This window comes from Sanguibacter keddieii DSM 10542, from assembly GCF_000024925.1.
In the GTDB taxonomy this organism is placed as follows: Bacteria; Actinomycetota; Actinomycetes; order Actinomycetales; family Cellulomonadaceae; genus Sanguibacter; species Sanguibacter keddieii.
The window spans coordinates 1,578,257-1,601,108 of sequence record NC_013521.1 but is presented as its reverse complement, the minus strand read 5'-3'; the positions used below and the strand labels follow the sequence as shown (position 1 = coordinate 1,601,108).

Annotated in this window: 22 protein-coding genes and 3 tRNA genes; 14 read left to right on the top strand and 11 right to left on the bottom strand. The window is 71.6% G+C overall.

Going from position 1 to position 22,852, the window contains the following annotated elements; genetic code table 11:
* Positions 1-9 precede the first annotated feature (9 nt).
* Positions 10-2,295, top strand: a complete 2,286-nt coding sequence (locus SKED_RS06985; protein ID WP_012866429.1) for a family 78 glycoside hydrolase catalytic domain — start codon at positions 10-12, stop codon at positions 2,293-2,295.
* Here the strand turns inward: SKED_RS06985 and SKED_RS06980 are convergent.
* Positions 2,292-3,125: a helix-turn-helix transcriptional regulator gene (locus SKED_RS06980; protein ID WP_012866428.1), complete on the bottom strand. Its 834-nt coding sequence runs from the start codon at positions 3,123-3,125 to the stop codon at positions 2,292-2,294. The two genes, SKED_RS06985 and SKED_RS06980, sit on opposite strands and share 4 nt — an antisense overlap.
* 151 nt (positions 3,126-3,276) lie before the next feature.
* Between SKED_RS06980 and SKED_RS06975 the strand changes: the two genes are divergently transcribed.
* Both SKED_RS06975 and SKED_RS06970 read left to right on the top strand, forming a co-directional pair.
* Positions 3,277-4,341: an aldo/keto reductase gene (locus tag SKED_RS06975; RefSeq protein ID WP_012866427.1), complete on the top strand. Its 1,065-nt coding sequence runs from the start codon at positions 3,277-3,279 to the stop codon at positions 4,339-4,341.
* Positions 4,338-4,976, top strand: coding sequence for an Atu4866 domain-containing protein (locus SKED_RS06970; RefSeq protein ID WP_081447938.1), 639 nt, complete (start codon positions 4,338-4,340; stop codon positions 4,974-4,976). Before SKED_RS06975 ends, SKED_RS06970 begins: the two co-directional genes overlap by 4 nt.
* A 50-nt stretch (positions 4,977-5,026) precedes the next feature.
* On the opposite strand, the gene SKED_RS06965 is transcribed toward SKED_RS06970, so the two are convergent.
* From SKED_RS06965 to SKED_RS06945, 5 genes are all read right to left on the bottom strand, one after another.
* Positions 5,027-5,821 carry an SDR family NAD(P)-dependent oxidoreductase gene (locus tag SKED_RS06965; protein ID WP_012866425.1) on the bottom strand — a complete coding sequence of 265 codons (795 nt, stop codon included), beginning with the start codon at positions 5,819-5,821 and terminating at the stop codon, positions 5,027-5,029.
* Positions 5,822-5,937: 116 nt separating this feature from the next.
* The gene (locus SKED_RS06960; RefSeq protein ID WP_012866424.1) at positions 5,938-6,186 is read right to left on the bottom strand and encodes a type II toxin-antitoxin system Phd/YefM family antitoxin; all 249 of its coding nucleotides are present in this window, start codon (positions 6,184-6,186) and stop codon (positions 5,938-5,940) included.
* Between the two features lie 93 nt (positions 6,187-6,279).
* Positions 6,280-6,353: transfer RNA gene (locus SKED_RS06955), tRNA-Val, on the bottom strand.
* A gap of 20 nt (positions 6,354-6,373) precedes the next feature.
* Positions 6,374-6,865: a peroxiredoxin gene (locus SKED_RS06950; protein WP_012866423.1), complete on the bottom strand. Its 492-nt coding sequence runs from the start codon at positions 6,863-6,865 to the stop codon at positions 6,374-6,376.
* 7 nt (positions 6,866-6,872) lie between these two features.
* Positions 6,873-7,286: a DUF3052 domain-containing protein gene (locus tag SKED_RS06945; protein ID WP_012866422.1), complete on the bottom strand. Its 414-nt coding sequence runs from the start codon at positions 7,284-7,286 to the stop codon at positions 6,873-6,875.
* A gap of 444 nt (positions 7,287-7,730) precedes the next feature.
* Between SKED_RS06945 and aceE the strand changes: the two genes are divergently transcribed.
* Positions 7,731-10,475, top strand: coding sequence for a pyruvate dehydrogenase (acetyl-transferring), homodimeric type (aceE, locus tag SKED_RS06940; protein WP_042437851.1), 2,745 nt, complete (start codon positions 7,731-7,733; stop codon positions 10,473-10,475).
* 107 nt (positions 10,476-10,582) lie between these two features.
* Here the strand turns inward: aceE and SKED_RS06935 are convergent, their stop codons facing one another.
* Complete coding sequence (locus SKED_RS06935) at positions 10,583-11,269, bottom strand: hypothetical protein (RefSeq protein ID WP_012866420.1); 687 nt, start codon at positions 11,267-11,269, stop codon at positions 10,583-10,585.
* A 156-nt stretch (positions 11,270-11,425) separates the two neighbouring features.
* Between SKED_RS06935 and SKED_RS06930 the strand changes: the two genes are divergently transcribed.
* From SKED_RS06930 to SKED_RS06910, 5 genes are all read left to right on the top strand, one after another.
* Positions 11,426-12,619, top strand: coding sequence for a PucR family transcriptional regulator (locus SKED_RS06930; protein ID WP_012866419.1), 1,194 nt, complete (start codon positions 11,426-11,428; stop codon positions 12,617-12,619).
* A gap of 154 nt (positions 12,620-12,773) precedes the next feature.
* Complete coding sequence (locus SKED_RS06925; RefSeq protein WP_012866418.1) at positions 12,774-13,760, top strand: ACP S-malonyltransferase; 987 nt, start codon at positions 12,774-12,776, stop codon at positions 13,758-13,760.
* Positions 13,757-14,761: a beta-ketoacyl-ACP synthase III gene (locus SKED_RS06920; protein WP_012866417.1), complete on the top strand. Its 1,005-nt coding sequence runs from the start codon at positions 13,757-13,759 to the stop codon at positions 14,759-14,761. Before SKED_RS06925 ends, SKED_RS06920 begins: the two co-directional genes overlap by 4 nt.
* 61 nt (positions 14,762-14,822) lie before the next feature.
* A complete protein-coding gene (locus SKED_RS06915; RefSeq protein WP_012866416.1) occupies positions 14,823-15,071 on the top strand; it encodes an acyl carrier protein in 249 nt (82 codons plus the stop codon).
* 132 nt (positions 15,072-15,203) lie between these two features.
* Positions 15,204-16,448 carry a beta-ketoacyl-[acyl-carrier-protein] synthase family protein gene (locus SKED_RS06910; RefSeq protein ID WP_012866415.1) on the top strand — a complete coding sequence of 415 codons (1,245 nt, stop codon included), beginning with the start codon at positions 15,204-15,206 and terminating at the stop codon, positions 16,446-16,448.
* Positions 16,449-16,575: 127 nt separating this feature from the next.
* Here the strand turns inward: SKED_RS06910 and SKED_RS06905 are convergent, their stop codons facing one another.
* The 3 genes from SKED_RS06905 to def form a co-directional block, all read right to left on the bottom strand.
* Positions 16,576-18,744: an acyltransferase family protein gene (locus SKED_RS06905; RefSeq protein ID WP_012866414.1), complete on the bottom strand. Its 2,169-nt coding sequence runs from the start codon at positions 18,742-18,744 to the stop codon at positions 16,576-16,578.
* A gap of 156 nt (positions 18,745-18,900) precedes the next feature.
* Positions 18,901-19,401, bottom strand: a complete 501-nt coding sequence (locus SKED_RS06900) for a DUF3145 domain-containing protein (RefSeq protein ID WP_012866413.1) — start codon at positions 19,399-19,401, stop codon at positions 18,901-18,903.
* A 179-nt stretch (positions 19,402-19,580) separates the two neighbouring features.
* On the bottom strand, positions 19,581-20,069 hold the full coding sequence (gene def, locus SKED_RS06895; RefSeq protein ID WP_012866412.1) for a peptide deformylase: 489 nt from the start codon (positions 20,067-20,069) through the stop codon (positions 19,581-19,583).
* Between the two features lie 98 nt (positions 20,070-20,167).
* Here def and SKED_RS06890 point away from each other — a divergent pair.
* From SKED_RS06890 to SKED_RS06875, 4 genes are all read left to right on the top strand, one after another.
* Positions 20,168-20,244 (top strand) — tRNA-Ile (locus SKED_RS06890).
* 89 nt (positions 20,245-20,333) lie between these two features.
* Positions 20,334-20,852, top strand: a complete 519-nt coding sequence (locus SKED_RS06885; RefSeq protein WP_012866411.1) for a hypothetical protein — start codon at positions 20,334-20,336, stop codon at positions 20,850-20,852.
* Positions 20,853-20,871: 19 nt separating this feature from the next.
* Positions 20,872-20,947, top strand: a tRNA-Asn gene (locus SKED_RS06880).
* A gap of 106 nt (positions 20,948-21,053) precedes the next feature.
* On the top strand, positions 21,054-21,329 hold the full coding sequence (locus SKED_RS06875; RefSeq protein WP_012866410.1) for a hypothetical protein: 276 nt from the start codon (positions 21,054-21,056) through the stop codon (positions 21,327-21,329).
* Here the strand turns inward: SKED_RS06875 and SKED_RS06870 are convergent.
* The gene (locus tag SKED_RS06870; protein WP_012866409.1) at positions 21,283-21,969 is read right to left on the bottom strand and encodes a phosphatase PAP2 family protein; all 687 of its coding nucleotides are present in this window, start codon (positions 21,967-21,969) and stop codon (positions 21,283-21,285) included. The genes SKED_RS06875 and SKED_RS06870 overlap by 47 nt on opposite strands.
* 91 nt (positions 21,970-22,060) lie before the next feature.
* On the opposite strand from SKED_RS06870, the gene SKED_RS06865 reads away from it, so the two are divergent.
* Complete coding sequence (locus tag SKED_RS06865) at positions 22,061-22,843, top strand: class I SAM-dependent methyltransferase (protein ID WP_012866408.1); 783 nt, start codon at positions 22,061-22,063, stop codon at positions 22,841-22,843.
* The last annotated feature ends 9 nt before the right edge of the window (positions 22,844-22,852 follow it).

The window sequence follows — 22,852 nt, the reverse complement described above, 5'->3', positions numbered from 1 at the left end:
GAGGACACCATGCACCCCCACCTCCACGACATCGACGACGCCGTCTGGATCACCCACCCCGCCTGGGCGGACGGCACCCCACCGCTGCAGGCGCCCGTGCTGCGCTGGTCGGGGTCGGTCGGCTCCCCCGTCCGTGCCGCACGGCTCACCGTCGCCGGCCTCGGCGTCTGGGAGGCGCGGGTCAACGGGGCACCGTCGTCGGCCGACGTGCTCGAGCCCGGCGTCTCCGAGACCCGCACACGGGTGGCGACCGTCAGCCACGACGTCACGTCGCTCCTGCGGGAGGGCGTCAACGAGCTCGTGGTCGAGCTCGGCGAGGGACCCTCGCACGTCCGGGAGGTCGAGGGCCGCTACACCAAGTTCGTCGGGCTGCGGGTGGCTCCGCGAGCGCGCGTCGCGCTCGTCGTCGAGACCGCCGACGGCCGCACCGAGCGCCACGTCTCCGGGCCGCGCTGGGGTGCGATGCTCGGGCCGACGACGCTGAGCCACTGGTACGGCGGCGAGGACTACGACGCACGCCTCGATCCTGCGGGCTGGCACACGGCGGACAGCACGCCCGACGCTGGGTGGGAGCCGGCAGCCGTGGTCGGCGGGCCGCAGGACGGCCCTCGGCCGTGGGAGCGGCAGGCACCGCCGATGCGCGTCGTCGACGTCGTCGAGGAACGCACCCGCCTCCCGCTGCCCGACGGTGCGACCGTGGACCTGGGGCGCAACCTCGCCGGTCGCCAGGTGCTGCGGCTCGGACCGGGCTTCCCCGCGGGCGCGCGGGTCGAGATGTTCCCCGCGGAGTACGTGCACGACGACGGCCGTGCCGACCAGAGCAGCACGGGTCGCACCATCGTGGACCGCTACACGGCGGCCGGTGGCGCGGCGACGTGGCGACCACGCTTCTGCTACCACGGCTTCCGGTACCTCCAGCTGCGCGTGGTCGCGGCAGACGGCACAGTGCTGCCGACCGACGACGTGCACGTGAGCGCCGAGCAGATCATGACCGACGACCCGGTGGTCGGCGGGTTCGCCACCTCGGACGCGACCCTCCAAGGGGTCTACGACCTCGTGGTGCGAGCGGCCGAGTCGAACCTCTACAGCGTGCCGACCGACTGCCCGCACCGCGAGAAGCTCGGCTGGCTCGAGCAGCTCGACCAGGTGTTCGAGCCGGTCTCCGCGCGGTTCGACGTGTCCGCGCACTACGCCGACATGATCACGCACATGCTGGACTCCCAGACCCTTGACGGGCTGATCCCCGACATCGCCCCCGAGCTCGTGGTCTTCGAGGACGGTTTCCGCGACGACGTCAGCTGGGGCGGGGTCGTCTGGCACCTCCCCCGGCACCTGCACCGCCAGTATGGCGACCTCGCCCCGGCCCGGCAGGCCTGGGACGCGGGCGTGCGGTACCTCGACTACGTCGAGCGGTCTGCGGGCGGTGGCCTGCTGGACCACGGTCTCGGCGACTGGATCACCCTCGACGACAGCACCCCGCGTCCGCTCGTCGCGACCTACGGGTGGGTGCGGATGCTCGACAGCGCCACCGAGGTGGCCGAGGCGCTCGGGAGGAGCGAGGACGCCGCGCGGTTCCGGGGACGGGCTGGCGAGCTGCGCGCGATGCTCGAGGAGGAGTACGTGTCCGGTGACGGCGGCGACCTCGTCGTCGGGTCCGGCAGCCAGGCCAGCCTGGCGCTGCTCGTCGACCTCGGGGCGCTCGGCGCCGCTCGCCGTGAGGCTGCCGGCCAGCAGCTCGTCGCCCGCATCCACGAGGCCGGTGACCGCATCACCGTCGGGGAGATCGGCCTCGCGGCGCTGCAGCGGGTGCTCGTCGAGCGCGGCGAGCACGAGCTCCTGCGCACCGTGTACACCCGGCTCGACGTCCCCAGCTACGGCACGATGCTCGCCGCCGGCGAGACGACGCTGCACGAGCACTGGACGGGACGCGCGACCGACGGCTCCGCGAACCACTTCATGCTCGGGTACGTGGCGCACTGGCTGACCGGGTCCGTGGCCGGCCTGCGGCAGGACGTCGGGAGCGTCGCGTGGGAGCGCGCGCTGGTCGCCCCGGCGCCGGTCGAGGGGGTGGAGTCGGCATCGACGCACCATGACAGCCCGGCGGGGAGGTACAGCGTGGCGTGGCGACGGGACGAGGAGGGGCTCGTGTTGCGGGTGGTCGTCCCGGCCGCCGGCTCGGCGCGGCTCGTCCTGCCGGACGGGTTCGACCCGGCCACGACGGGCGAGGTGTCGGTGCGCGACCTCGGGCCCGGGACCCACGTCCGCCGGCTCGTCGAGCGGCCCGGCGTCGTCTAGTCGGCGGCCTGCCTCGGGCTCGCGGCGAGCGACCCGAGGAGGGCCAGCGCTTCGGCGCTGGGGCTCCCCGCGGGGGCGTGGTAGACGATCAGCTGCAGCCCGGGGTCGCTGCGGACGTCGAGGGCCTCGTAGGTAAGGGTCAGCACGCCGACGTCAGGGTGGCGGAACAGCTTGGGCTCTCGGGTCTTGCCCCGCACGTCGTGGCGGCTCCACAGGTCCCGGAACGCCGGGCTCCGACGGGTGAGCTCGTCGAGGAGCTCGAGCAGCCGCGGGTCGCGCGGGTCGTGCCCCTCCGCCAGGCGCAGGTGGCCGGTGGCGGAGTGGGCGGCGCGCTCCCAGTCCACGTAGAAGTCGCGTCCCGCGGGGTCGAGGAAGACCGTCCTGGCCAGGTTGTCGGTCTCGGTGAGACCGGAGTGCAGGGCGCGCGCGAGGTCGTTCTCGGCGAGGACGTCCATGGTCCGGTCGATGACGTAGGCGGGCGTCGAGTGCCAGGTGCTCATGAGCCGGGCGAGGTCGTCGCTGACCGCCCCGTCACGGTGGTCGTACCCGAAGGGCACGGCGCAGCCCGCGAGCCGGAACAGGTGCGCCCGCGCGTCGGCGCCCAGGTCCAGGGCCCGGGCGAGCGCGGCCAGCACCTGCTCCGAGGGGTGCCGCTCGCGGCCCTGCTCCAGGCGTGTGTAGTAGTCGGCGCTGAGACCGGCGAGCACGGCGACCTCTTCGCGCCGCAGCCCAGGCACCCGGCGGTAGCCGGAGCTGGCGGCGGTCGTCGCGTCCGGCTGCGCCTGCGCACGCCGGGCCGTGAGGTACGCGCCGAGCCCGTCGTTCTGCATGGCTCGAGGGTACGTCGCAGCCCGCCCGGATTCCTGGGTGGGTCGCACCCAGGATGTCCTCGCCCTGGTCCAGCCGGGCGCAGCCGATGAGTCTGGATGTCGCAGCGGGACGACTCCCGGTCCGCTGCCCAGCACCGACAGGAGGGCACCCATGCGCTACACACTTCTCGGCCGGTCCGGCATCCGCGTCTCCGAGCTCGCGCTCGGCACCATGACCTTCGGCGACGACTGGGGTTGGGGTGCCTCGCGGGAGACCAGTGCCCGCCTGCTCGACCTCTACGCCGAGGCCGGCGGGAACTTCGTCGACACCGCAGACGCCTACACCGGTGGGACGTCGGAGTCGGTCATTGGTGCGACACTCAGAGGCCGGCGCGACCGGTTCGTCATCGGCACCAAGTACTCGTTGCAGACCCAGCCCGGAGACCTCAACACCGCGGGCAACCACCGCAAGAACCTCGTCACGTCCCTCGAGGCGAGCCTGCGCCGCCTCGAGACCGACCACGTCGACGTGCTGTGGGTCCACGCCCGGGACACGCTCACCCCGTTGCCCGAGGTCATGCGGGCGCTGGACGACCAGGTGCGGGCTGGGAAGGTCCTGCACGTGGGCGTCTCGGACTGGCCAGCGTGGGAGATCGCGCAGGCCAACACCCTGGCGGAGCTGCGCGGCTGGTCGCCGTTCGTCGGCGTGCAGCTGCGCTACAACCTGCTGAGCCGCTCCCCCGACTCCGAGCTGATGCCGATGGCGCAGGCGCACGACCTCGCCGTCCTCGCCTGGGGTCCGCTCGCCGAGGGACGCCTGACGGGCAAGTACCTCGACGGCGGGGAGGGGCGTCTGACCCGCGGCGGGTGGGACTTCAGCGGGACGGCCGAGGACCACGTGGTGCGCGAGGTGGTCGCCGTCGCCGAGGCGGGCGGCTGGACGCCGGCCCAGGTCGCCTACGCGTGGCTGCGCTCACGATCCGGGACGATCATCCCGCTGCTCGGCGCCACCAGCGAGCAGCAGCTGGCCAGCAACCTCGCCAGCACCGACATCACGCTCGACGACAGCACGCTGCGCCGGCTCGACGAGCTCAGCGCCCCGGTGCTCGGCTTCCCCCACGACGTGATGCGCGGCGAGGACATGATCGGCCTCGCCTACGGCGACCAGTGGCGAGAGGTGACCGACCACCGTCGTGCGTCTCGGCGGCCGGTGAACGACAACCCGGCGCTCGCATGAGTGCCCCCTCCGCGCCGCGCACCGTCGTCGTCCGTGGCGCGCTCGTGCACGTCACGCGGTCACGGTCGGTGCGCGGGGACGTCGTGGCCACCGACGGCGTCCTTACCCATGTGGGACCTGATGGGCCGCGCCCGCCGGACGCTCTTGTGCTGGACGGCTCGGGGGCCACCGTGGTGCCGATCCTGGTCGAGGGCGCAATCCGTGCCCGTGGCTCCGACACCGGTTCCTGGCTGACGCCGAGGAGCCCTGCGACCTTCGCTGTGGTCCGCGGTGCGGTCGCTGCGTCGCGCGTCGGCGAGATGCTCATGGTCAACCCGCAGGACCTTCTCGCTGTAGTGCTCGAGGATCAGGTGGTCGTCTGGGACGGCTCCACCGCCGACCTGCACGACCCGGGGCCCGACTGGGTCGGCGCCTGGACGGACCCGTCCCGTGGCATGACGCAGCACCTCAGCGCCGACGGCCGGTACTCCGAGACCCGTGGCGGCCGACGCGACGCCTACACGGGTTGCTTCTGGGCGCACCGGGACTGGGTCGCCTACCTCGACGACACCGGGTTCTGGGCCTTCGGGCAGCGCGCCGACGATGTCCTGCACCACGCGAGGTTCGTGCTGCGCCGGGTACCGCCTCGAGCCTGACGGCCGGGGCCCCGGCCGCGCCGCCCGGTTCAGGGCGGCGCGGGGCCGGGTCACGGCAGGATCGAGTCCACGTACCCGCCGTCGACGCGCACGGCAGCACCGGTCGTCGCCGAGGCGAGCGGTGAGGACAGGTAGGCGACCATGTTCGCGATCTCCTGCGGCTCGATGAGCCGCTGGAGGAGGGACTGCGGGCGGTGCAGGCGCATGAACTCGCGCTGCGCCTCGTCCCACGGGAGGGCGGGGTCGACGAGCTCGTAGACGAAGCTCTCGACTCCCCCGGTGTGCGTCGGGCCGGCGATCACGGAGTTCACCGTGACACCGGTGCCCGCAGCGTCCTTGGCGAACCCGCGCGAGACCGCGAGCAGCGCGGTCTTCGACATGCCGTAGTGGATCATCTCGGCCGGGATGACGATCGCCGAGTCGCTCGCGATGTTGAGCACCCGACCCCAGCCGCGCTCCTTCATCCCCGGCAGCGTCGCGCGGATCAGCCGGACGGCAGCGAGGACGTTGACCTCGAAGTATCGCCGCCACTCGTCGTCCGTGATGTCGAGGGCGGGCTCGGCGCCGAAGATGCCGAGGTTGTTGACGAGGACGTCGACGTGCCCGATCGCGGAGAGGACCGCGTCGGTGCCAGCCTCGTCGGTGACGTCTCCCGGGGCAGCGACGAGGTTCCGCTGGGGAGCCTCAGCGAGCAGCTCGGCGACGACGGCGTCAACCGTCTCGGCACTACGGCCGTTGATCGCCACCCGCGCGCCAGCGTCAGCGAGGGTTGCAGCGATCGCTCGCCCGATCCCCTGGGTCGAGCCGGTCACGAGCGCGGTACGGCCGTGGAGGTCGATGAGCATGGAGAGTCCCCTTCGAGTGCGGATGACGCATAGAACGACGGAAGCCGTTGGTCATCGCAACCACGGGAAAGGCGATTTGATGCCCAGCGCCCACGACCCGACAGCTCCTCAGCTGGTCAGCAGTCGGAGCTCGATGCGCTGGATCCCGATTCCAGCCTCTTGATCGAGGCCAGGACCCGCCGAGAATTGGCGGGCTCGCGGAGGATGTGAAGCGTCTCTCTCAGCGACTCGTACTCGGCCAGCGCGACGACCACCGCAGCAGAGCGCCCTACGCTCTCGATGATGATCTCTTCACGGTCTTCGAGCACCGAGTCGAGGATCTCGGCATAGTGATCGCGGGCGTAGGACTGGGACACGGTCTTCATCGACGGATCCTCCAGACGTCGCCTACCCGAGCCTCAAGCGGCCTGGGGCCAGCCATGGGAGACGGGTGGGGCGTCGGCTCTCAGGCAGAGCAGTGGGCCCGGAGGGACTCGAACCCCCGACATCCACGGTGTAAGCGTGGCGCTCTAACCAGCTGAGCTACAGGCCCTTGAACGAGCGGTGGACAGACTACAACGCCGCGACGGCCTCGAGGTACCCCGAGAGGTCTCGGCGCTGGCCTGCCTCGTTGACGACGGCCCAGCGGACGATGCCCTCGGCGTCAACCAGGAAGCTGCCGCGCACCGCGCGGCCGCGCTCCTCGTCGAAGACGCCGTACGCCCGGGCTGCCTCGCCGTGCGGCCAGAAGTCGGACAGCAGGTCGAAGCCGAAGCCTTCCTGCTCGGACCAGGCCTTGAGCGAGTACATCGGGTCGCACGACACGGCGAGCAGGCGGACGCCTGCGGTCTCGAGCTCGGCGATGTTGTCGCGGAGCTCGCAGAGCTCTCCCGTGCAGATGCCGGAGAACGCGAAGGGGTAGAAGACGACCAGCACGGGCGTCCCGCGCAACGAGCTGAGGCGCACGGGCGTGCCGTGCGTGTCCTTGAGCTCGAGGTCGGGTGCGGCGTCGCCGACGGACGGGGCCGTCGGGCGTGCGGCGGAGACCGCGCCGGTCGTCGTCACCCGCGAGTCACTTGCCGCGGCCGCGGGTGGCGAGCTTGGTCGCCGACCAGTCGGGCGCGATCGCGAACGTGGTCGTGGCGTGCAGGCCCGCGGTGGTGCCGGCCTCCTGGATCTCGCTGTGGCCCACGTGGCCGTCGCGGCCGGGCTTGCGCGTGAAGATCCAGATGATGCCACCGTCGTCGAGGACGGTCTGGATGTCGACGAGGGCGTCGGTCAGGTCGCCGTCCTCTTCTCGCCACCAGAGGATGACGCCGTCGCAGACGTCGTCGTAGTCCTCGTCGACGAGATCGGTCTGGGTGATCTCCTCGATCGCCTCGCGAAGATCGTCGTCGACGTCCTCGCCCCAGCCGAACTCCTGGACAACGAGCCCTGAGGCGAAACCGAGACGGTCCGCATCCTGAGGCTCAGTGGTCGCTACCACGGTGATGTCGTTCCTTTCACGCGAGTGCCGGTCGCAGGTCCGCGCCGGATAGATCGATGGTGGCAAACGTAGCCCACCTCACGCCACGTCGCTCCCGGTATGCCTCCAGGATCGCGAACGTGTCGCCCACCTGGCAAGCGGTCGCGCCCGCACGGGCCGTCCGCCACCCCGCCGACCCCGGGCGCGTCGCCCCCGACGACACCCCAGATCTGACCCCCATACCGCCCAGAGCGCCACGAACCACCCGCTGTCACGAACGTCACGCCCCGTCCGGGGCCCGGCAGGTGGCTTTACGCCTCGCGTTGCGATGAGAATGGACGGATCGACCGGAGTTGACGAAGCCTTTGCGCGCAGCACACACGAGCGCGAGGGAGCGACGACCGGGCCAGGCGAGCGACGGGGCACACCGCCCCACAATGCTCTGAACACGATGTGAGGTTGCTGGTGGCAACGCATGACGAGACTCGGCCGTTGATCAACGGTCTCTTGAGCCAAGTCCCTGATATCGACCCCTCTGAGACCTCGGAGTGGATCGACTCCTTCGACGGGCTCCTCGAGGAGCGTGGCGGCCCGCGGGCCCGTTACATCCTGCTCAACCTGCTGAAGCGGGCTCGGGAGCGCAACGTCGCCATCCCGACCTCGATCAACACCCCGTACGTGAACACCATCGGTGTCCACGAGGAGCCGTACTTCCCCGGCGACGAGGTCATGGAGCGCAAGTACCGCTCCTGGAACCGCTGGAACGCCGCCGTCATGGTGACGCGCGCCCAGCGCCCCGGCATCGCCGTCGGCGGGCACATCTCGTCGTACGCCTCTGTGGCGACCCTCTACGAGGTCGGCCTCAACCACTTCTTCCGCGGCAAGGACCACCCGGGCGGCGGAGACCAGATCTACTTCCAGGGTCACGCCTCCCCCGGTGTCTACTCGCGCGCCTTCCTCGAGGGTCGCCTCACGGCCGAGGACCTCGACGGGTTCCGCCAGGAGCACTCGCACGAGGGCGGCGGCCTGCCGTCGTACCCGCACCCGCGCCAGATGCCTGACTTCTGGGAGTTCCCGACCGTCTCGATGGGCCTCGGCCCGGCGTCGGCGATCTACCAGGCGTGGACCAACCGCTACCTGCACAACCGCGGGATCAAGGACACCAGCCAGCAGAACGTCTGGGCCTTCCTCGGCGACGGCGAGATGGACGAGCCGGAGAGCCGCGGCATGCTGCAGCTCGCCGCGCAGCAGCAGCTCGACAACCTCACCTTCGTGGTCAACTGCAACCTGCAGCGCCTCGACGGCCCGGTCCGTGGCAACGGCAAGATCATCCAGGAGCTCGAGGCGCAGTTCCGCGGCGCCGGCTGGAACGTCATCAAGGTGATCTGGGGCCGCGAGTGGGACGTCCTGCTCAACGCCGACAAGGACCGCGCGCTGGTCAACCTCATGGGCGAGACCCCTGACGGCGACTACCAGACGTACCGCGCCGAGGACGGCGCGTTCATCCGCGAGCACTTCTTCGGTCGCGACCCGCGCACCAAGCAGCTCGTCGAGAACCTCTCGGACGACGACATCTGGGCCCTCAAGCGTGGTGGCCACGACTACCGCAAGCTGTACGCGGCCTACGCCGCGGCGACGGCCCACACGGGTCAGCCGACGGTCATCCTCGCGCACACCATCAAGGGCTACGGGCTCGGCTCCGGCTTTGCCGGCCGCAACTCGACGCACCAGATGAAGAAGGTCGCCCTCGCCGACCTCAAGACGCTGCGCGACTCGCTGCACATCCCGATCACGGACGAGCAGCTCGACGCCGACCCGTACGCACCGCCGTACTACCACCCGGGTGCTGACGCGCCGGAGATCCAGTACATGCTGGACCGCCGCAAGAAGCTCGGCGGGTTCGTCCCCGAGCGTCGCTCGGTGTCGTCGGAGGTCACGCTCCCGGCCGACTCCAAGTACGACATCCTCAAGAAGGGGTCGGGCAACCAGGAGGTCGCCACGACGCAGGCCTTCGTGCGCCTGCTCAAGGACCTCATCAAGGACAAGGAGTTCGGCAACCGCATCGTGCCGATCATCCCCGACGAGGCCCGCACCTTCGGTCTGGACTCGATCTTCCCGTCCGCGAAGATCTTCAACACCCAGGGCCAGAACTACCTGGCCGTGGACCGCGACCTCATGCTCTCCTACAAGGAGTCCGAGGCCGGGCAGATCATGCACACGGGCATCAACGAGGCCGGCTCCGCAGCGGCCTTCCAGGCCGTGGGCACCTCGTACGCCACGCACGGCGAGGTCATCGTCCCGTTCTACATCTTCTACTCGATGTTCGGGTTCCAGCGGACCGGCGACCAGTTCTGGGCCGCAGGCGACCAGCTGACCCGCGGGTTCATCATCGGCGCGACCGCCGGCCGCACCACCCTCACGGGTGAGGGCCTGCAGCACGCCGACGGCCACTCGCCGCTCATCGCCGGCACCAACACGTCGATCGTCCAGTACGACGCGGCGTACGGCTACGAGCTGCGGCACATCGTCCGCGACGGCATGCAGCGCATGTACGGCAAGGACGAGTCGCGCGACCAGAACGTCATGTACTACCTCACGGTGTACAACGAGCCGATGGTCCAGCCGGCCGAGCCCGAGGACGTGGACGTCGAGGGCATCATCCGTGGAATCCACCAGGTCGCGGCCTCCGAGGGCGAGGGCCCCAAGGCCCAGATCCTCGCGTCCGGCGTCGGTGTGCCGTGGGCCCTCGAGGCCAAGCAGCTCCTCGCCGACGACTGGGGCGTCCAGGCCGACGTGTGGTCCGTGACGAGCTGGAACGAGCTGCGCCGCGACGGTCTCGCCGCCGAGCAGCACAACTTCCTCAACCCGTCCGAGCCGGTGCGCGAGGCCTACCTCACGACCAAGCTCAAGGACGCCCAGGGGCCGTTCGTGGCCACGAGCGACTTCGACCACCTCGTGCCCGACCAGGTGCGCCAGTGGGTCCCGGGCGACTACGCGGTGCTCGGTGCGGACGGCTTCGGCTTCTCCGACACCCGCGCAGCAGCACGTCGCTACTTCAAGATCGACGGCCCCTCGGTCGTCGTGCGCACCCTGCAGCAGCTCGCCAAGCGCGGCGAGGTCCCCGCAGAGGCCGCCGCCCAGGCGATCGAGAAGTACAAGCTCCACGACGTGAACGCCGGCACCTCCGGCAACGCGGGCGGCGACTCCTGACGGGTCACCGCTGACATGCAGAAGGCCCCGCACCCTCCACGGAGGGTGCGGGGCCTTCTGCATGCTGCTGAGGCCGGGACGGCCAGCCAGCGGCTGCGGTCAGACGGTCAGGTGCCCGCGAGCTTCTGCTCGGCCTGGGCGATGGCCTTCTGGACGTCCGGGCGGATCTTCGCCACGGCACGCTTGTCCGGGCTCAGGTCGAGCGACTGGAGGTGGTGACGGGCGTCGAAGAGCCGGTCCGCCTCGAGCGCCGCGAGGATCACCTGACGCCCGACCTCGGGCGTGTGCTCCTTGGCGCGCCAGTGGCCCACACCGAGGCCGAGGGCCTCGACGGGCTGCCCGGCCTCACGGAGCATGGTGATGGCCTCGACGAGCGCCTCACCGGTCGGGTCGCGGTCGGCAGCCGTCGAGAGCCGGCGGATCGCCGCCTCGGGGTCGTCGTCGAGCGAGAGCCGTGCCAGCTCGATCAACGGGTACCAGGCCCGCGGGTTGCCGGCCAGCTCCTCGCCGAGCGCCCACACCGCGAGGTCCGCAGCACGCTGCTTCTCGGTGTCGGCGACCTCGGCCGCGAGCGGGTCCTCGTTGTGGGTGCTGTCGGCGGCGCGTCGACGCACCACCTCGGACAGCGCCTGGAACGCACGGATGTTGTTGGGGTCGTCGACGAGCATCGCGCGCAGCGCGTCCTCGTGCAGGGTGTCGCCGCGGCGGTCACCCTTGGTCGGCCGACGCGTACCGATCGTGGACGCCGAGGTGTTGCGGCGCATGAGCTGACGGAGTCTGGGCATGAGTGCCATACGCCGACGATAGCCGCTGAGGCCCCGACGCACCGGTCGGGGGACGTGGACGCCACCGCCGGACACCTGCTCGGCGGCGCCGCGACACGCTCGGGCTTTGTCGCTTCCCCACAACTCACCGCTCGTCCTGGGCCGACCAGGTCGTATGCTCTGGGGATGCCCACCGCTGCCCCCGACGCGAACGTCCCGACAGCCAGCACCCCCGGGACCGCCGCGAACCTCCAGCGCGTCCGTGACGGCAGTGGCCTCCTCACCGCCGCCGCGCTGCGCCGCCTCGACGAGGACCTCCCCTGGTACCGGGACCTCCCGGCCGACGAGCGTTCCTGGGTCGGGCTCGTCGCCCAGTCCGGCATCACGTCCTTCGTCACCTGGTACGCGGACCGCTCCCAGACGCCCCACGGCGTCGGCGACATCTTCGCCGCGGCCCCGACCGACCTCACCCGGTCGATCTCCCTGCAGCACACCCTCCAGCTCGTGCGGATCGTGGTCGAGGTCGTCGAGACGCACTCCGACCAGCTCGCCGCCCCGGGCGGTGAGCGCGACCTGCGCGAGGCCGTGCTCCGGTACTCCCGCGAGGTCGCGTTCTCGGCGGCCGAGGTCTACGCCCGTGCCGCCGAGGTCCGCGGCGCGTGGGACGCGCGCCTCGAGGCCCTCGTCGTCGACGCGATCATCCGCGGTGACCAGGACAACTCGCTGCGCTCGCGCGTCTCCGCGCTCGGGTGGAGCGGCCTCGGCGAGGTCCTCGTCATGGTCGGGACCACCACGTCGCCCCTCGACGACATCCGTGCCGCCGAGCTGCGCCGCGCCACCAGCCGCGCGGCCTGCGACGTGCTCGTCGGGATCCAGGGCGACCGGGTGGTCCTCGTGCTCGGCGGCGAGGGCGACCTCATCGGCGTCGCAACCTCCCTGCTGCCGCGGTTCGGGCCCGGCCCGGTGATCATCGGGCCGTCGATGCAGAACCTCGACGACGCGTGGCGCTCGGCCACCGCGGCGCTGGCCGGCCTGCGCGCCGTCCCCGCCTGGCCGCAGGCCCCCCGGCCTGTCCTCGCGGACGAGCTGCTGCCCGAGCGGCTGCTCACCGGGGACCACGAGGCGCGCCGCACCCTCGTGCGCCTCGCCTACACACCGCTGTCGGAGGCCACCGGGTCGGTCCTCGACACGCTCTCCGCCTACCTCGGCAACGGCCGCTCCCTCGAGGCTGCGGCGCGCGACCTCTACGTGCACCCCAACACGGTGCGGTACCGCCTGCGCAAGGTCGCCGAGATCACCGGCTGGGACCCGCTCGACGCCCGCGAGTCCTTCGTGCTGCAGGTCGCGCTGGCCGTCGGGCGGCTCGCCGCGGCCCGCTGAGACCGTCGCCACCGCGCCGGGGAGCATCCGCACCCCGGCGTCGGCACCACCACCTCGCGCACCCCTCGCTTGTAGGGTGTGCACAAGGACCGCGGAGACACTTCGTGCGGGTCGTGACGGCCCGCACCACCACAGGATCGGGCAGAGTAAGACCGTGCTAGCCATCGTGTGCCCTGGACAGGGCTCTCAGACCCCCGCCATGCTCACCCCCTGGCTCGAGCTGCCGGGAGTCGCCGAGCAGCTCGCCGCGTGGTCGACCGACGACCTCGACCTGCGTGCCCTCGGCACCGAGGCCGACGCCGACGCCATCCGCGACACCCGCGTCGCCCAGCCGCTCATCGTCGCCTCGTCGATCATCGCGCTGCGCGCCGTGCTCGACGGCCGTGACGCCACCGACGTCGTCGACGTCACCGCAGGCCACTCCGTCGGCGAGCTCGCCGCGGCTGCCGTCGCCGGTGTCCTCGACGACGCGAGCGCCGTCGCCCTCGTCACCCGCCGCGCCGCCGTCATGGCCGAGGCCGCTGCCGCGAACCCCTCGGGCATGTCCGCCGTCCTCGGCGGAGACCCCGACGAGGTGCTCGCCGCGATCGAGGCCGCCGGCCTGTGGCCCGCCAACGTCAACGGCGGTGGCCAGGTGGTCGCCGCCGGTTCCCTCGAGGGTCTCGCAGCCTTCGCCGCGAACCCGCCGGCCAAGGCCCGCGTCATCGCGCTCAAGGTCGCAGGAGCCTTCCACACCCCCCTCATGGAGTCCGCCCGCGCGGCCTTCGCCGAGGTCACCGCCGGCTGGACCGCCGCAGACCCCCGCGTCCCGTTCCTGTCCAACGCGGACGGTGCGTCGTACGCGACGATCAGCTCCGACGCGTCACTGCCCCTCGGCAGCGGCCGCGACGTGCTGGACCGCCTCACCGCGCAGATCACCGCACCGGTGCGGTGGGACCTCTGCCAGGAGAGCCTCGCCGCCGCCGGCGTCACTGGGCTCCTCGAGCTCATGCCCGGCGGTGTCCTCACCGGGCTGGCGCGCCGTGCGCTCCCGGGCGTCGAGACGGTCGCCGTGAAGTCCCCCGCCGACCTCGACGCGGCCCGCGACCTCGTCGCCCGCCACGCCGGCACCACTCCCCCCACCGCAGAGGACGCGAAGTGACCCTCCAGCTCAAGCAGTCCACCGGTCCCGAGTTCTCGCGGATCCTCGGCCTCGGCGCCGCGCGCGGCACGAACGTCGTCACCAACGACGACGTCGCCGGCCCGATCGACTCCTCCGACGAGTGGATCCAGCAGCGCACCGGCATCATCACGCGCCGCCGCTCCGACGCCGACGTCACCGTCATCGACCTGGCGGAGGAGGCGGCCCTCAAGGCCATCGCCGCCGCCGGCATCACGGCGCAGGAGATCGACGCCGTGATCCTGTCGACCGTCACATACTTCCACCAGACCCCCGCCGGCGCCGCCCTCGTGGCCGACCGCATCGGGGCGACCCCCGCCGCAGCCTTCGACATCTCGGCCGCCTGCGCCGGGTACTCCTACGGCATCGGCCAGGCCGACGCGCTCGTGCGCTCGGGCACGGCTCGCAACGTCCTGGTCATCGGCGCGGAGAAGATGAGCGACTTCATCGACCCGACCGACCGCTCCATCTCGTTCCTGCTCGGCGACGGCGCCGGCGCGGCCGTGGTCGGCCCGTCCGACACGCCCGGCATCGGCCCGACCATCTGGGGCTCGGACGGCTCCAAGGCGCAGACCATCCGCCAGACGCACTCCTGGCAGGAGCTGCGCACGCAGCCCGAGCTCGGCTGGCCGACGCTGCGCCAGGAGGGCCAGACGGTCTTCAAGTGGGCCGCGTTCCAGATGCCCGTGGTAGCGCAGCAGGCGCTCGACGCCGCCGGCGTGACGGCCGACGACATCCAGGTGTTCGTGCCCCACCAGGCCAACATGCGGATCATCGACCAGTTCATCAAGCAGCTCAAGCTCCCCGACACCGTGGTGGTCGGGCGGGACATCGCCGACACGGGCAACACCTCCGCGGCGTCCATCCCGCTCGCGACCGACCGCCTCCTGGCCGAGGGCCAGGCGAAGTCCGGAGACCTCTCGCTGCAGATCGGGTTCGGCGCGGGCCTCGTCTACGCCGCGCAGGTCGTCGTCCTGCCGTAGGTTTCACCAGTACCTTTCTCTCGACCCCACAGCAGTTCCACCAACACAAGGAGACACACCCATGGCTTACACCGAGCAGGACATCCTCGCGGGCCTCGCCGAGATCGTCGCCGAGGAGACCGGCCTCCCGGCTGACTCGGTCACCTCCGAGAAGTCCTTCACGGACGACCTCGACATCGACTCGCTGTCGATGATGACGATCGTGACCCACGCCGAGGACAAGTTCTCCGTGACCATCCCGGACGACGAGGTCAAGAACCTCTCGACCGTCGGCGACGCGGTGAGCTTCATCAACGGCGCGCAGGCCTGACGTACGCCTGACCGCGGGGTCGAGGACGCACCGTCCTCGGCCCCGCGCCCTGCGGTCGACCTGGCAGCACACCCCGCGCCGGCACCGCTACCCCTAAGACATCTGACCCCGCCTTCCCCCCAGGAGCACCTGATGAGCAACTCCCGCGACGTCGTCGTCACCGGTCTCGGCGCCACCACGCCACTCGGCGGCGACGTGGAGTCCACCTGGAAGGCCGCCCTCGCCGGCGAGTCCGGTGCGCGCACCCTCGACAACGACTGGGCAGAGAAGTACGGCATCGCCGTCGAGTTCGCCGCCCAGCTCAAGGTCAAGGCCGAGGACGTGCTCCCCCGCCCCGAGATGAAGCGCATGGACCCCTCCGCGCAGTACGCGATCATCGCGACGCGCGAGGCGTGGGCCGACGCCGGCAGCCCCGAGACCGACCCCGAGCGCATCGGCGCCGTGGTGTCGTCCGGCATCGGCGGGATCTGGACCACCCTCGACGCGTGGGACACCCTCCGTGAGCGTGGCGGGCGCCGCGTGCTTCCCATGACCGTCCCGATGCTCATGCCCAACTCGCCGACTGCCTACGTCGAGCTCGAGATCGGTGCCCGCGCCGGTGCGCACGCACTCGTCTCCGCCTGCGCGTCGGGTGCCGAGGCCATCGGCTACGGCATCGAGATGATCCGCTCCGGCCGCGCCGACGTCGTGGTCGCCGGTGGTACCGAGGCCGCGATCCACCCGATGCCCCTCGCCGCCTTCGCGGCGTCGCGCACCCTGTCGCTGCGCAACGACGACCCGGCCGGCGCCTCGCGGCCCTACGACGTCAACCGTGACGGCTTCGTGCTCGGCGAGGGCGCAGCCGTCGTGGTCCTCGAGAGCGCGGAGCACGCCGCCGCCCGAGGCGCCCGCGTCTACGCGCGCCTCACCGGTGTCGGTCTGAGCTCGGACGCGTACCACATCACCTCCCCCGAGCCCACGGGTCGCGGCCAGATCGCCGCGATGAAGTCGGCACTCAAGGACGCCGACCAGACGACGCGCGACATCGTGCACGTCAACGCCCACGCCACCTCGACCTCCGTCGGTGACCTCATCGAGGCCCGTGCCGTCCGCACGCTCCTCGGCGACGACGCGGACCACGTCGCGCTGTCGGCCACCAAGTCGATGACCGGGCACCTGCTCGGCGGCGCCGGTGCGCTCGAGACGGTCTTCACCGTCCTCGCCGTGCACCACCGCACCGCACCGCCCACCATCAACGTGTCGGACCCGGACCCCGAGCTCGACATCGACCTGGTGCGCGACACCCCCCGCGCGCTCCCCGAGGGCGACATCGCCGCGATCAACAACTCCTTCGGCTTCGGCGGCCACAACGTGGCCCTCATCGCCCGCAGCGTCTGACGCACGGCGCCCCGCGCCACCCGCACCACCGCCAGAGCGGTGCCAGCCTCCTGGGCCGGCACCGCTCTGTCGTACTGTGACCACCCGACCTGGCGGGTAGTCGCCCGCCGGGGTACGGGCCGTGGGGCTAGCCTTCCTCGTCCGGGCTGTCACCCACGACGCCAGCCATCGCGTCCCAGAGGAGCGGGGCGAGGGTGCGGGCGTAGGCGGGGGTGATGTGGTGGTAGTCGCGGTAGACGAGGACGCTGCCGATGACGGGTGGGCAGGAGCCCTCCGCGCAGAACCACGGCTCGGTGTCCACGAACGTCACGTCGGTCTCGGCCGCCGCAGCGACCTGGTGGTCGAGCGGGAGGGCGTCCGCAGCGGTCCGCGCGCAGACCGACGGGTCGACGGCGTGCGTGACCACGCACTCGGTGGTGGCGTCCTCGGGGAGCATCTGCGGGTTGTCGGACAGCACCACGACGGGCAGCCCGGCCTCGGAGAGCCGCGTCCAGGCCTCCACGAGACCGTCGACGGGCGAGGCGACGCTGTCGGTCGCGACGAAGTCGACGTCGGTCCGGTTCGAGGTGACGACCACGTCGATGCTCGGATCGGCGAGCATCGCCTCGGTGGTCGCGTCGTTCGACCGGACGCAGAGTCCGCCGCGCTCCGCGTCCGAGGTCGGCTGCGCCGTCGAGTACGGGCAGCTGCTGCGCAGGTAGGTGATGACCCGGACGTCGTGCTCCGCGGCCACCGCCTGGAGCGTGGGCAGGTACTGCTCGGCGTGCGAGTCTCCGACCAGCGCGACGACGCGCTCGGCGTCCGCGGGACCGAACTCGCAGCGCGGCGCCACCTCCTCCCCGTCGCGTGAGGCCTTGCAGCGCCCTTCAGCGCCCTCGGGGAGCTCCTCACGGGGGTTCTCGGGTGCAGGGACGATCGTGCGGCTGGTGGACGCGAAGGTGTTGATACCGACGGTGGTCAGGGAGCCTGCGCCGAGGGCGTCCGGGGCCTCCGCGAGCAGTGCCTGCGCACCGGCGGCACGGTCGTCGGCCCGAGCCTCGGCGGTCCGCCCGGGCACCTGCACCACGACGACGCTGACGACGAGCAGCACCGCGGCGGCGACGAGAACCGCCCGTGCGCTCGCACCCGGGCGCAGACCGCGGTGGAAGGGCACCTCGACGACGCGTCGCGTGAGGCCGGCCAGCAGCAGCGAGGCACCCAGGACACCGACGAGCACCGTCGTGGAGGCCTCGGCCACCGAGGTCGCACCGGAGACGCGGGCGACCGCGAAGGGCGCGAGGACGAGCACCGGCCAGTGCCACAGGTAGAGGGAGTACGAGACGTCGCCCAGCCAGAGCACCGCCCTGCCGGAGCTCAGCCTGCGGACCGTCGGTGTGCCGCCAGAACGTGCCGCGAGGATCACCAGGGCCGCACCGACGGTCGGGACGAGAGCGAGCGCTCCCGGGAACCCGTCGAGCGGCACGAGGACCATGCCGCCGGCGATGAGCACCAGCCCGAGCCACGCAGTCGCGGCACGTACCCGCGCGTCGGACGTGCGCAGCGCACTCAGGGCGAGCAGCGCACCCACCCCGAGCTCCCAGAACCGCGTGTGGCTGACGAAGTACGCCGCCGGGTCGCCGCTCGCGGTGACCACCACCGAGCAGACGAAGGAGACCAGGGTGAGCACCAGGACGAGGACGAGCGCAGACCTGCGAGCACCCGCGGCACCGCTGGGGGCTGCCTCGGCGCGTCGTCGTGCACCGCGGCGCGAGCGCGCCCACAGGAGCAGGACGAGCGCCACGGGCCACAGGACGTAGAACTGCTCCTCGATCGACAGCGACCAGAAGTGCTGGAACGGGCTCGGCGCCGCACCCTCGGCGAGGTAGTCGACGGAGTCCGACGCGAGCAGCCAGTTCTGCACCCAGAGCAGCGACGCCGTGCCCTGCCGCGTCACCTCGGCCCAGCGGAGCTCGGGCAGCAGCGCGACCGCGGCGAGCGCCGTGGTGACGACCACGAGCGTCGCGGCAGGCAGGATCCGGCGGGCTCGGCGGGCGTAGAACCGGGCGAGCCCGAGGCGCCCGGTGCGCTCGACCTCGCCGATCATGTGCGAGGTGATGAGGTACCCGGAGATCACGAAGAACACGTCGACACCCACGAACCCTGCGGGCAGCACCGACGGCCAGAGGTGGTAGACCACCACACCGGCGACGGCGAGGGCGCGTAGGGCCTGGATCTCGGGGACGATCGCCGTCGGGCGACGCACGGAGGGACCGGCCGGTGCTGCGTCGGGGGCAGGACGCGAGAGGGCGCTCGTCATGCAGGCCTCCCAGGTCGGCGTGTGCGAGCCGGTCTGGAGGGCGTCGCGATCAGTCGGGGCGCGAAGGACGGCGCGCCGGTGCACCAGCCTGCCACGTGGTCCTGGGAACGGTCACGCCCGGGCGGGCCCTGGGGGCCGGGGTGAGCGGTGGGGCTGTCAGCCGACGCGGTGCAGCCAGCGCACGGGAGCCCCGGCCCCGGCGTAGCGGAAGGGCTCGAGCTCGTCGTCCCAGGCCTGGCCGAGGGCGAGGCCGAGCTCTTCCTGCAGGCGGACGGGGTCGTGGGCGTGCGCGAGGGCGGCGCGGACGCGGTCCTCGGGGACGACGACGTTGCCGTGGACGTCGGTGGCTGCGTGGAAGATGCCGAGCTCGGGGGTGTGGCTCCAGCGGGAGCCGTCGACGCCGTAGCTGGCCTCTTCGGTGACCTCGTAGCGCAGGTGGGTCCACCCGCGGAGCGCCGAGGCGATGCGCGAGCCGGTGCCTTGAGGGCCCTGCCACGAGTACTCGGAGCGGAAGAGTCCGGGCGCGGCAGGCTGCTCGATCCAGTCGAAGGTCACGACCGAGTCGAGGACGTTGCTCGCCGCCCACTCCAGGTGCGGGCAGAGCGCGCGCGGCGAGGAGTGCACGAAAAGTACACCGCGGGTGATGGCACCAGGCATGTAGCCCCTCCTAGAGTCGAGATTCGTCTTCCCCAACGACCTCAAGCACCTGGACGAGATGTCACGCACTTCACGGTTTACGTACTGCTGAGGCCATCATGCCCCACGGACCAGCAGTTGACCAGCAGAGATCCCGGGAGCGTGCGCTCCCGGGATCCCCGACCTCCGGAGACGAGGTCTCAGAGGGACTCGCGCAGGGCGCGCATCGCCTTCTTGCGGACGGCCTTGTCGAGGCGGTCCAGGTAGAGGTAGCCGTCGAGGTGGTCCACCTCGTGCTGCAGGCAGCGGGCCATGAGCTCGGTGCCCTCGACCACGACCTTGTTGCCGTCGAGGTCCGTTCCCTCGACCCGTGCGTACCAGGCGCGCTCGGTCGGGTACCAGAGGTTCGGGACCGAGAGGCAGCCCTCGTCACCGTCCTGGTACTCGTCCTCGGAGAGCTCGACGATCTTCGGGTTGAGCACGTAGCCGATCTCGTCGTCGATGTTCCACGAGAAGGCCCGCAGGCTCACGCCGATCTGGTTCGCAGCGAGGCCGGCGCGGCCGTCGTCGTTCACGGTGTCGAGGAGGTCCTCGACGAGGCCCCTGACCCTGTCGTCGATGACCGTGATCTCGTCGCACGGGGTGCGGAGCACGGGGTCGGGGACGACACGGATCTCTCTGATAGCCATGCGTCGATTATCCCACGAGCGCACCGGCCGCGGAGCACCGTCTGCGGGCGTGCCGCACGTCCGAGACCTGCCCCGCTGCCCGATATGATCGTCCGCGAGCCCCGTTAGCTCAGATGGTCAGAGCGTCCGACTCATAATCGGCTGGTCGCCGGTTCAAGCCCGGCACGGGGCACCAGACGTCTGCACCGGCACCACCGGCTCGATGCACAGGCTCGTGCGGGCCGGTGTGAGCCGGAGCACATCCACGCACGCTACGGTGGGTCGATGGGTCTCCTGTCACGCACCGAGAAGCTCCCGGCCGACGTGCGCGCTGCACTGGACCTCGACCGCGGGGACCGCGTCCTCGCCCACGGCAGGCTCGAGGACGGCTCCTGGGCAGTCGCGACCGCCGCGTCACTGATCCGCTCCGACGGCACCAGCACAGCCGCGTGCTCCTGGACCGACGTCGACCGGGGCGCTTGGGACCCCACCACGGCGACGCTCACGGTGACCTGGGTGGATGGCTCCCCTCCCCTGGTCCTGACGGTCGCCGACCCGCGCCGCACGGCCCTCATGCGGGTGTTCAGGGAGCGCGTCCAGGCCTCTGTGGTGATGTCCGAGACGGTGGCGCTGGGGCCTGGTTTGACCGCACGTGTCGCCGTGCGCAAAGATCTCCACGGCAACCTGGTCACACAGGTCGTCGGGGATGCCGGGGCAGACATGTCTGACCCGCTCGTCCAGGCCGCGGTGCGGTCCGCGCTGGCCCGTCTGAGGTCGGCGTCCGGAGCACCACCCGAAGCCTGATAGAGTTTCTCCCGGTCGATCCCGCGTAGCTCAGTTGGCAGAGCATCCGACTGTTAATCGGATTGTCACTGGTTCGAGTCCAGTCGCGGGAGCCACACAGAAGGCCCCTCACCTGCAGGAATGCAGATGAGGGGCCTTCGTCGTACCCGGGGTCTGAGCGCTCGCCGGGTGCACTGGCGCGGTCGCCACTACTGTCGGCTCATGAGCGCGAGCGACCCGTTGAAGGCCAGCACGGTGTACCTCGACGCGCTCACCGCGAAGGACGGCGACCACGACGCGTCCGTCCTCGGCATCGCGACGGCGATGGCCGGGCTCGACGACATCGTCACGTCCTCCCCCGACACCAGCACCGTGTTCTTCGGAGGCTTCATCGCCCTCGAGGCGGCGGTCACGATGCTGTCTCAGGCACGCGGCGTGGACCGGCTGCAGGTCATCGGTGAGCTGCGGCACGTGATCGAGAGCGCAGAGGGCTACTGACCGCGTCGAGCCGCTCGACCACACGCGGCGACGCCAGCACGGGACCGAGCAGCAGGACGACCACCAGCAGCGTCACGCTGCCCAGCGCAACACCTGCCACCACCTCGTGGGGCGCGTGGACGCCCTGCAGCACCCTCCCGACACCTCCGAGCACCGCGAGGACCACGACGGACGCCTGAGCCCACCGGGGCCACGTGGAGCGCACCAGGAGCACCACCGCGGTCGCCCCCGCGACGGCGATGGTCGTGTGGTTGCTCGGGAACCCCCAGCTGCCCTCACCCGGGCAGTCGACCACGGCGATGTCCCGGCACACGCGATCGGCCTGCACGAACGCCTTGAGGCCCTCGCTCGCGCCGTACGCGGCCACGACCCCCGCACCGGCGGCGACCGCGAGCGCGAGGTTCGCTCCCCCGCGCCGCAGGGCCTGCCACCCGGCGACCGCGCAGGCCAGGCCGAGGAGCACCACGGCGACCTCGGAGACGGCGGCCACCCCGGGGAGGTCGACGGTGGTGGGCACGATGGTCTGGACGAGGTCGTGGCTGGGTCTGCGCAGCAGCCAGGCGACGGTCATGACGAGCGCACCTGCGGCGAGGAGGACCGCGGCACGCGTGGCGCGGGCAGCCGTGGTTGCTGACAGCATCGGGGAAGGGGATGTTCCGGGCATCCGGTCACCGTACGGGGCTAGAAAATGCCCTCGTCACCAGAACACGGTCCCCGCTAGGGTCCCTCTCATGACCTCCACAGGAACGGACGACCTGCTGCGGCTGTGGCGTGCGGAGGAGTCGGTCGTGCCCTCGGGGTGGGACTTCTCCTCTCTCGCCGGGCGCGTGCACGAGGACGAGGTCCCGTGGGACCTCACGGCCGAGACGCGCCGGCTGCTGGGCTCGGCGTCGCGTGTGCTCGACATGGGGACCGGGGGCGGTGAGCACCTGACGACCCTGGCGGACGCGCTGCCGTCGGACACAACCGCCACGGAGGGCTGGGAGCCGAACCTGCCGGTCGCGCGCCGGGCGCTCGCCCCGCTGGGGATCGACGTGGTCGCCTACGACGCCGAGGCGGTCCCCGCGCAGCCGATGCCCTTCGAGGACGGGCGGTTCGACCTCGTGCTCGCACGGCACGAGGCCTTCGACGCGGTCGAGGTGGCCCGGGTGCTCGCACCGGGTGGAGTGCTGCTCACCCAGCAGGTGGGCGGGGACGACGCGGCCGAGGCGCACGCGCTCTTCGGCGCTCCGTTCGCCTACCTCGACATGCTGCTGCCCGTGGTGGCGGCGTCGGTCGCGGCGGCGGGTCTCGAGGTCGAGGAGTCGGCGTCGTGGTCGGGCGAGACGCGGTTCGACGACGTCGGGGCGCTGGTGCGCTACTTCCGCATGGTGCCGTGGGACGTGCCCAAGGACTTCGGCGTGGACCGCTACGCCGACGTGCTCGTCGACCTCCACCGGGCCGGGCCCGCACGCGGGGAGGCATTCGTGCTCACGCAGACGAGATTCTGGCTGCGCGCGACGAAGCCCGACTAGGAGCTGACG

Bases quoted from the DNA above. Each gene is read 5' to 3' on its own strand.
- SKED_RS06900 (WP_012866413.1), bottom strand. From the start codon at position 19,401: ATGCCTGGTGCCATCACCCGCGGTGTACTTTTCGTGCACTCCTCGCCG.
- SKED_RS06870 (WP_012866409.1), bottom strand. From the start codon at position 21,969: ATGCTGTCAGCAACCACGGCTGCCCGCGCCACGCGTGCCGCGGTCCTC.
- SKED_RS06930 (WP_012866419.1), top strand. From the start codon at position 11,426: ATGCCCACCGCTGCCCCCGACGCGAACGTCCCGACAGCCAGCACCCCC.
- SKED_RS06865 (WP_012866408.1), top strand. From the start codon at position 22,061: ATGACCTCCACAGGAACGGACGACCTGCTGCGGCTGTGGCGTGCGGAG.
- SKED_RS06970 (WP_081447938.1), top strand. From the start codon at position 4,338: ATGAGTGCCCCCTCCGCGCCGCGCACCGTCGTCGTCCGTGGCGCGCTC.
- SKED_RS06965 (WP_012866425.1), bottom strand. From the start codon at position 5,821: ATGCTCATCGACCTCCACGGCCGTACCGCGCTCGTGACCGGCTCGACC.
- SKED_RS06980 (WP_012866428.1), bottom strand. From the start codon at position 3,125: ATGCAGAACGACGGGCTCGGCGCGTACCTCACGGCCCGGCGTGCGCAG.
- SKED_RS06975 (WP_012866427.1), top strand. From the start codon at position 3,277: ATGCGCTACACACTTCTCGGCCGGTCCGGCATCCGCGTCTCCGAGCTC.
- SKED_RS06935 (WP_012866420.1), bottom strand. From the start codon at position 11,269: ATGGCACTCATGCCCAGACTCCGTCAGCTCATGCGCCGCAACACCTCG.
- SKED_RS06885 (WP_012866411.1), top strand. From the start codon at position 20,334: ATGGGTCTCCTGTCACGCACCGAGAAGCTCCCGGCCGACGTGCGCGCT.
- SKED_RS06910 (WP_012866415.1), top strand. From the start codon at position 15,204: ATGAGCAACTCCCGCGACGTCGTCGTCACCGGTCTCGGCGCCACCACG.
- SKED_RS06985 (WP_012866429.1), top strand. From the start codon at position 10: ATGCACCCCCACCTCCACGACATCGACGACGCCGTCTGGATCACCCAC.
- SKED_RS06905 (WP_012866414.1), bottom strand. From the start codon at position 18,744: ATGACGAGCGCCCTCTCGCGTCCTGCCCCCGACGCAGCACCGGCCGGT.
- def (WP_012866412.1), bottom strand. From the start codon at position 20,069: ATGGCTATCAGAGAGATCCGTGTCGTCCCCGACCCCGTGCTCCGCACC.
- SKED_RS06915 (WP_012866416.1), top strand. From the start codon at position 14,823: ATGGCTTACACCGAGCAGGACATCCTCGCGGGCCTCGCCGAGATCGTC.
- SKED_RS06875 (WP_012866410.1), top strand. From the start codon at position 21,054: ATGAGCGCGAGCGACCCGTTGAAGGCCAGCACGGTGTACCTCGACGCG.
- SKED_RS06960 (WP_012866424.1), bottom strand. From the start codon at position 6,186: ATGAAGACCGTGTCCCAGTCCTACGCCCGCGATCACTATGCCGAGATC.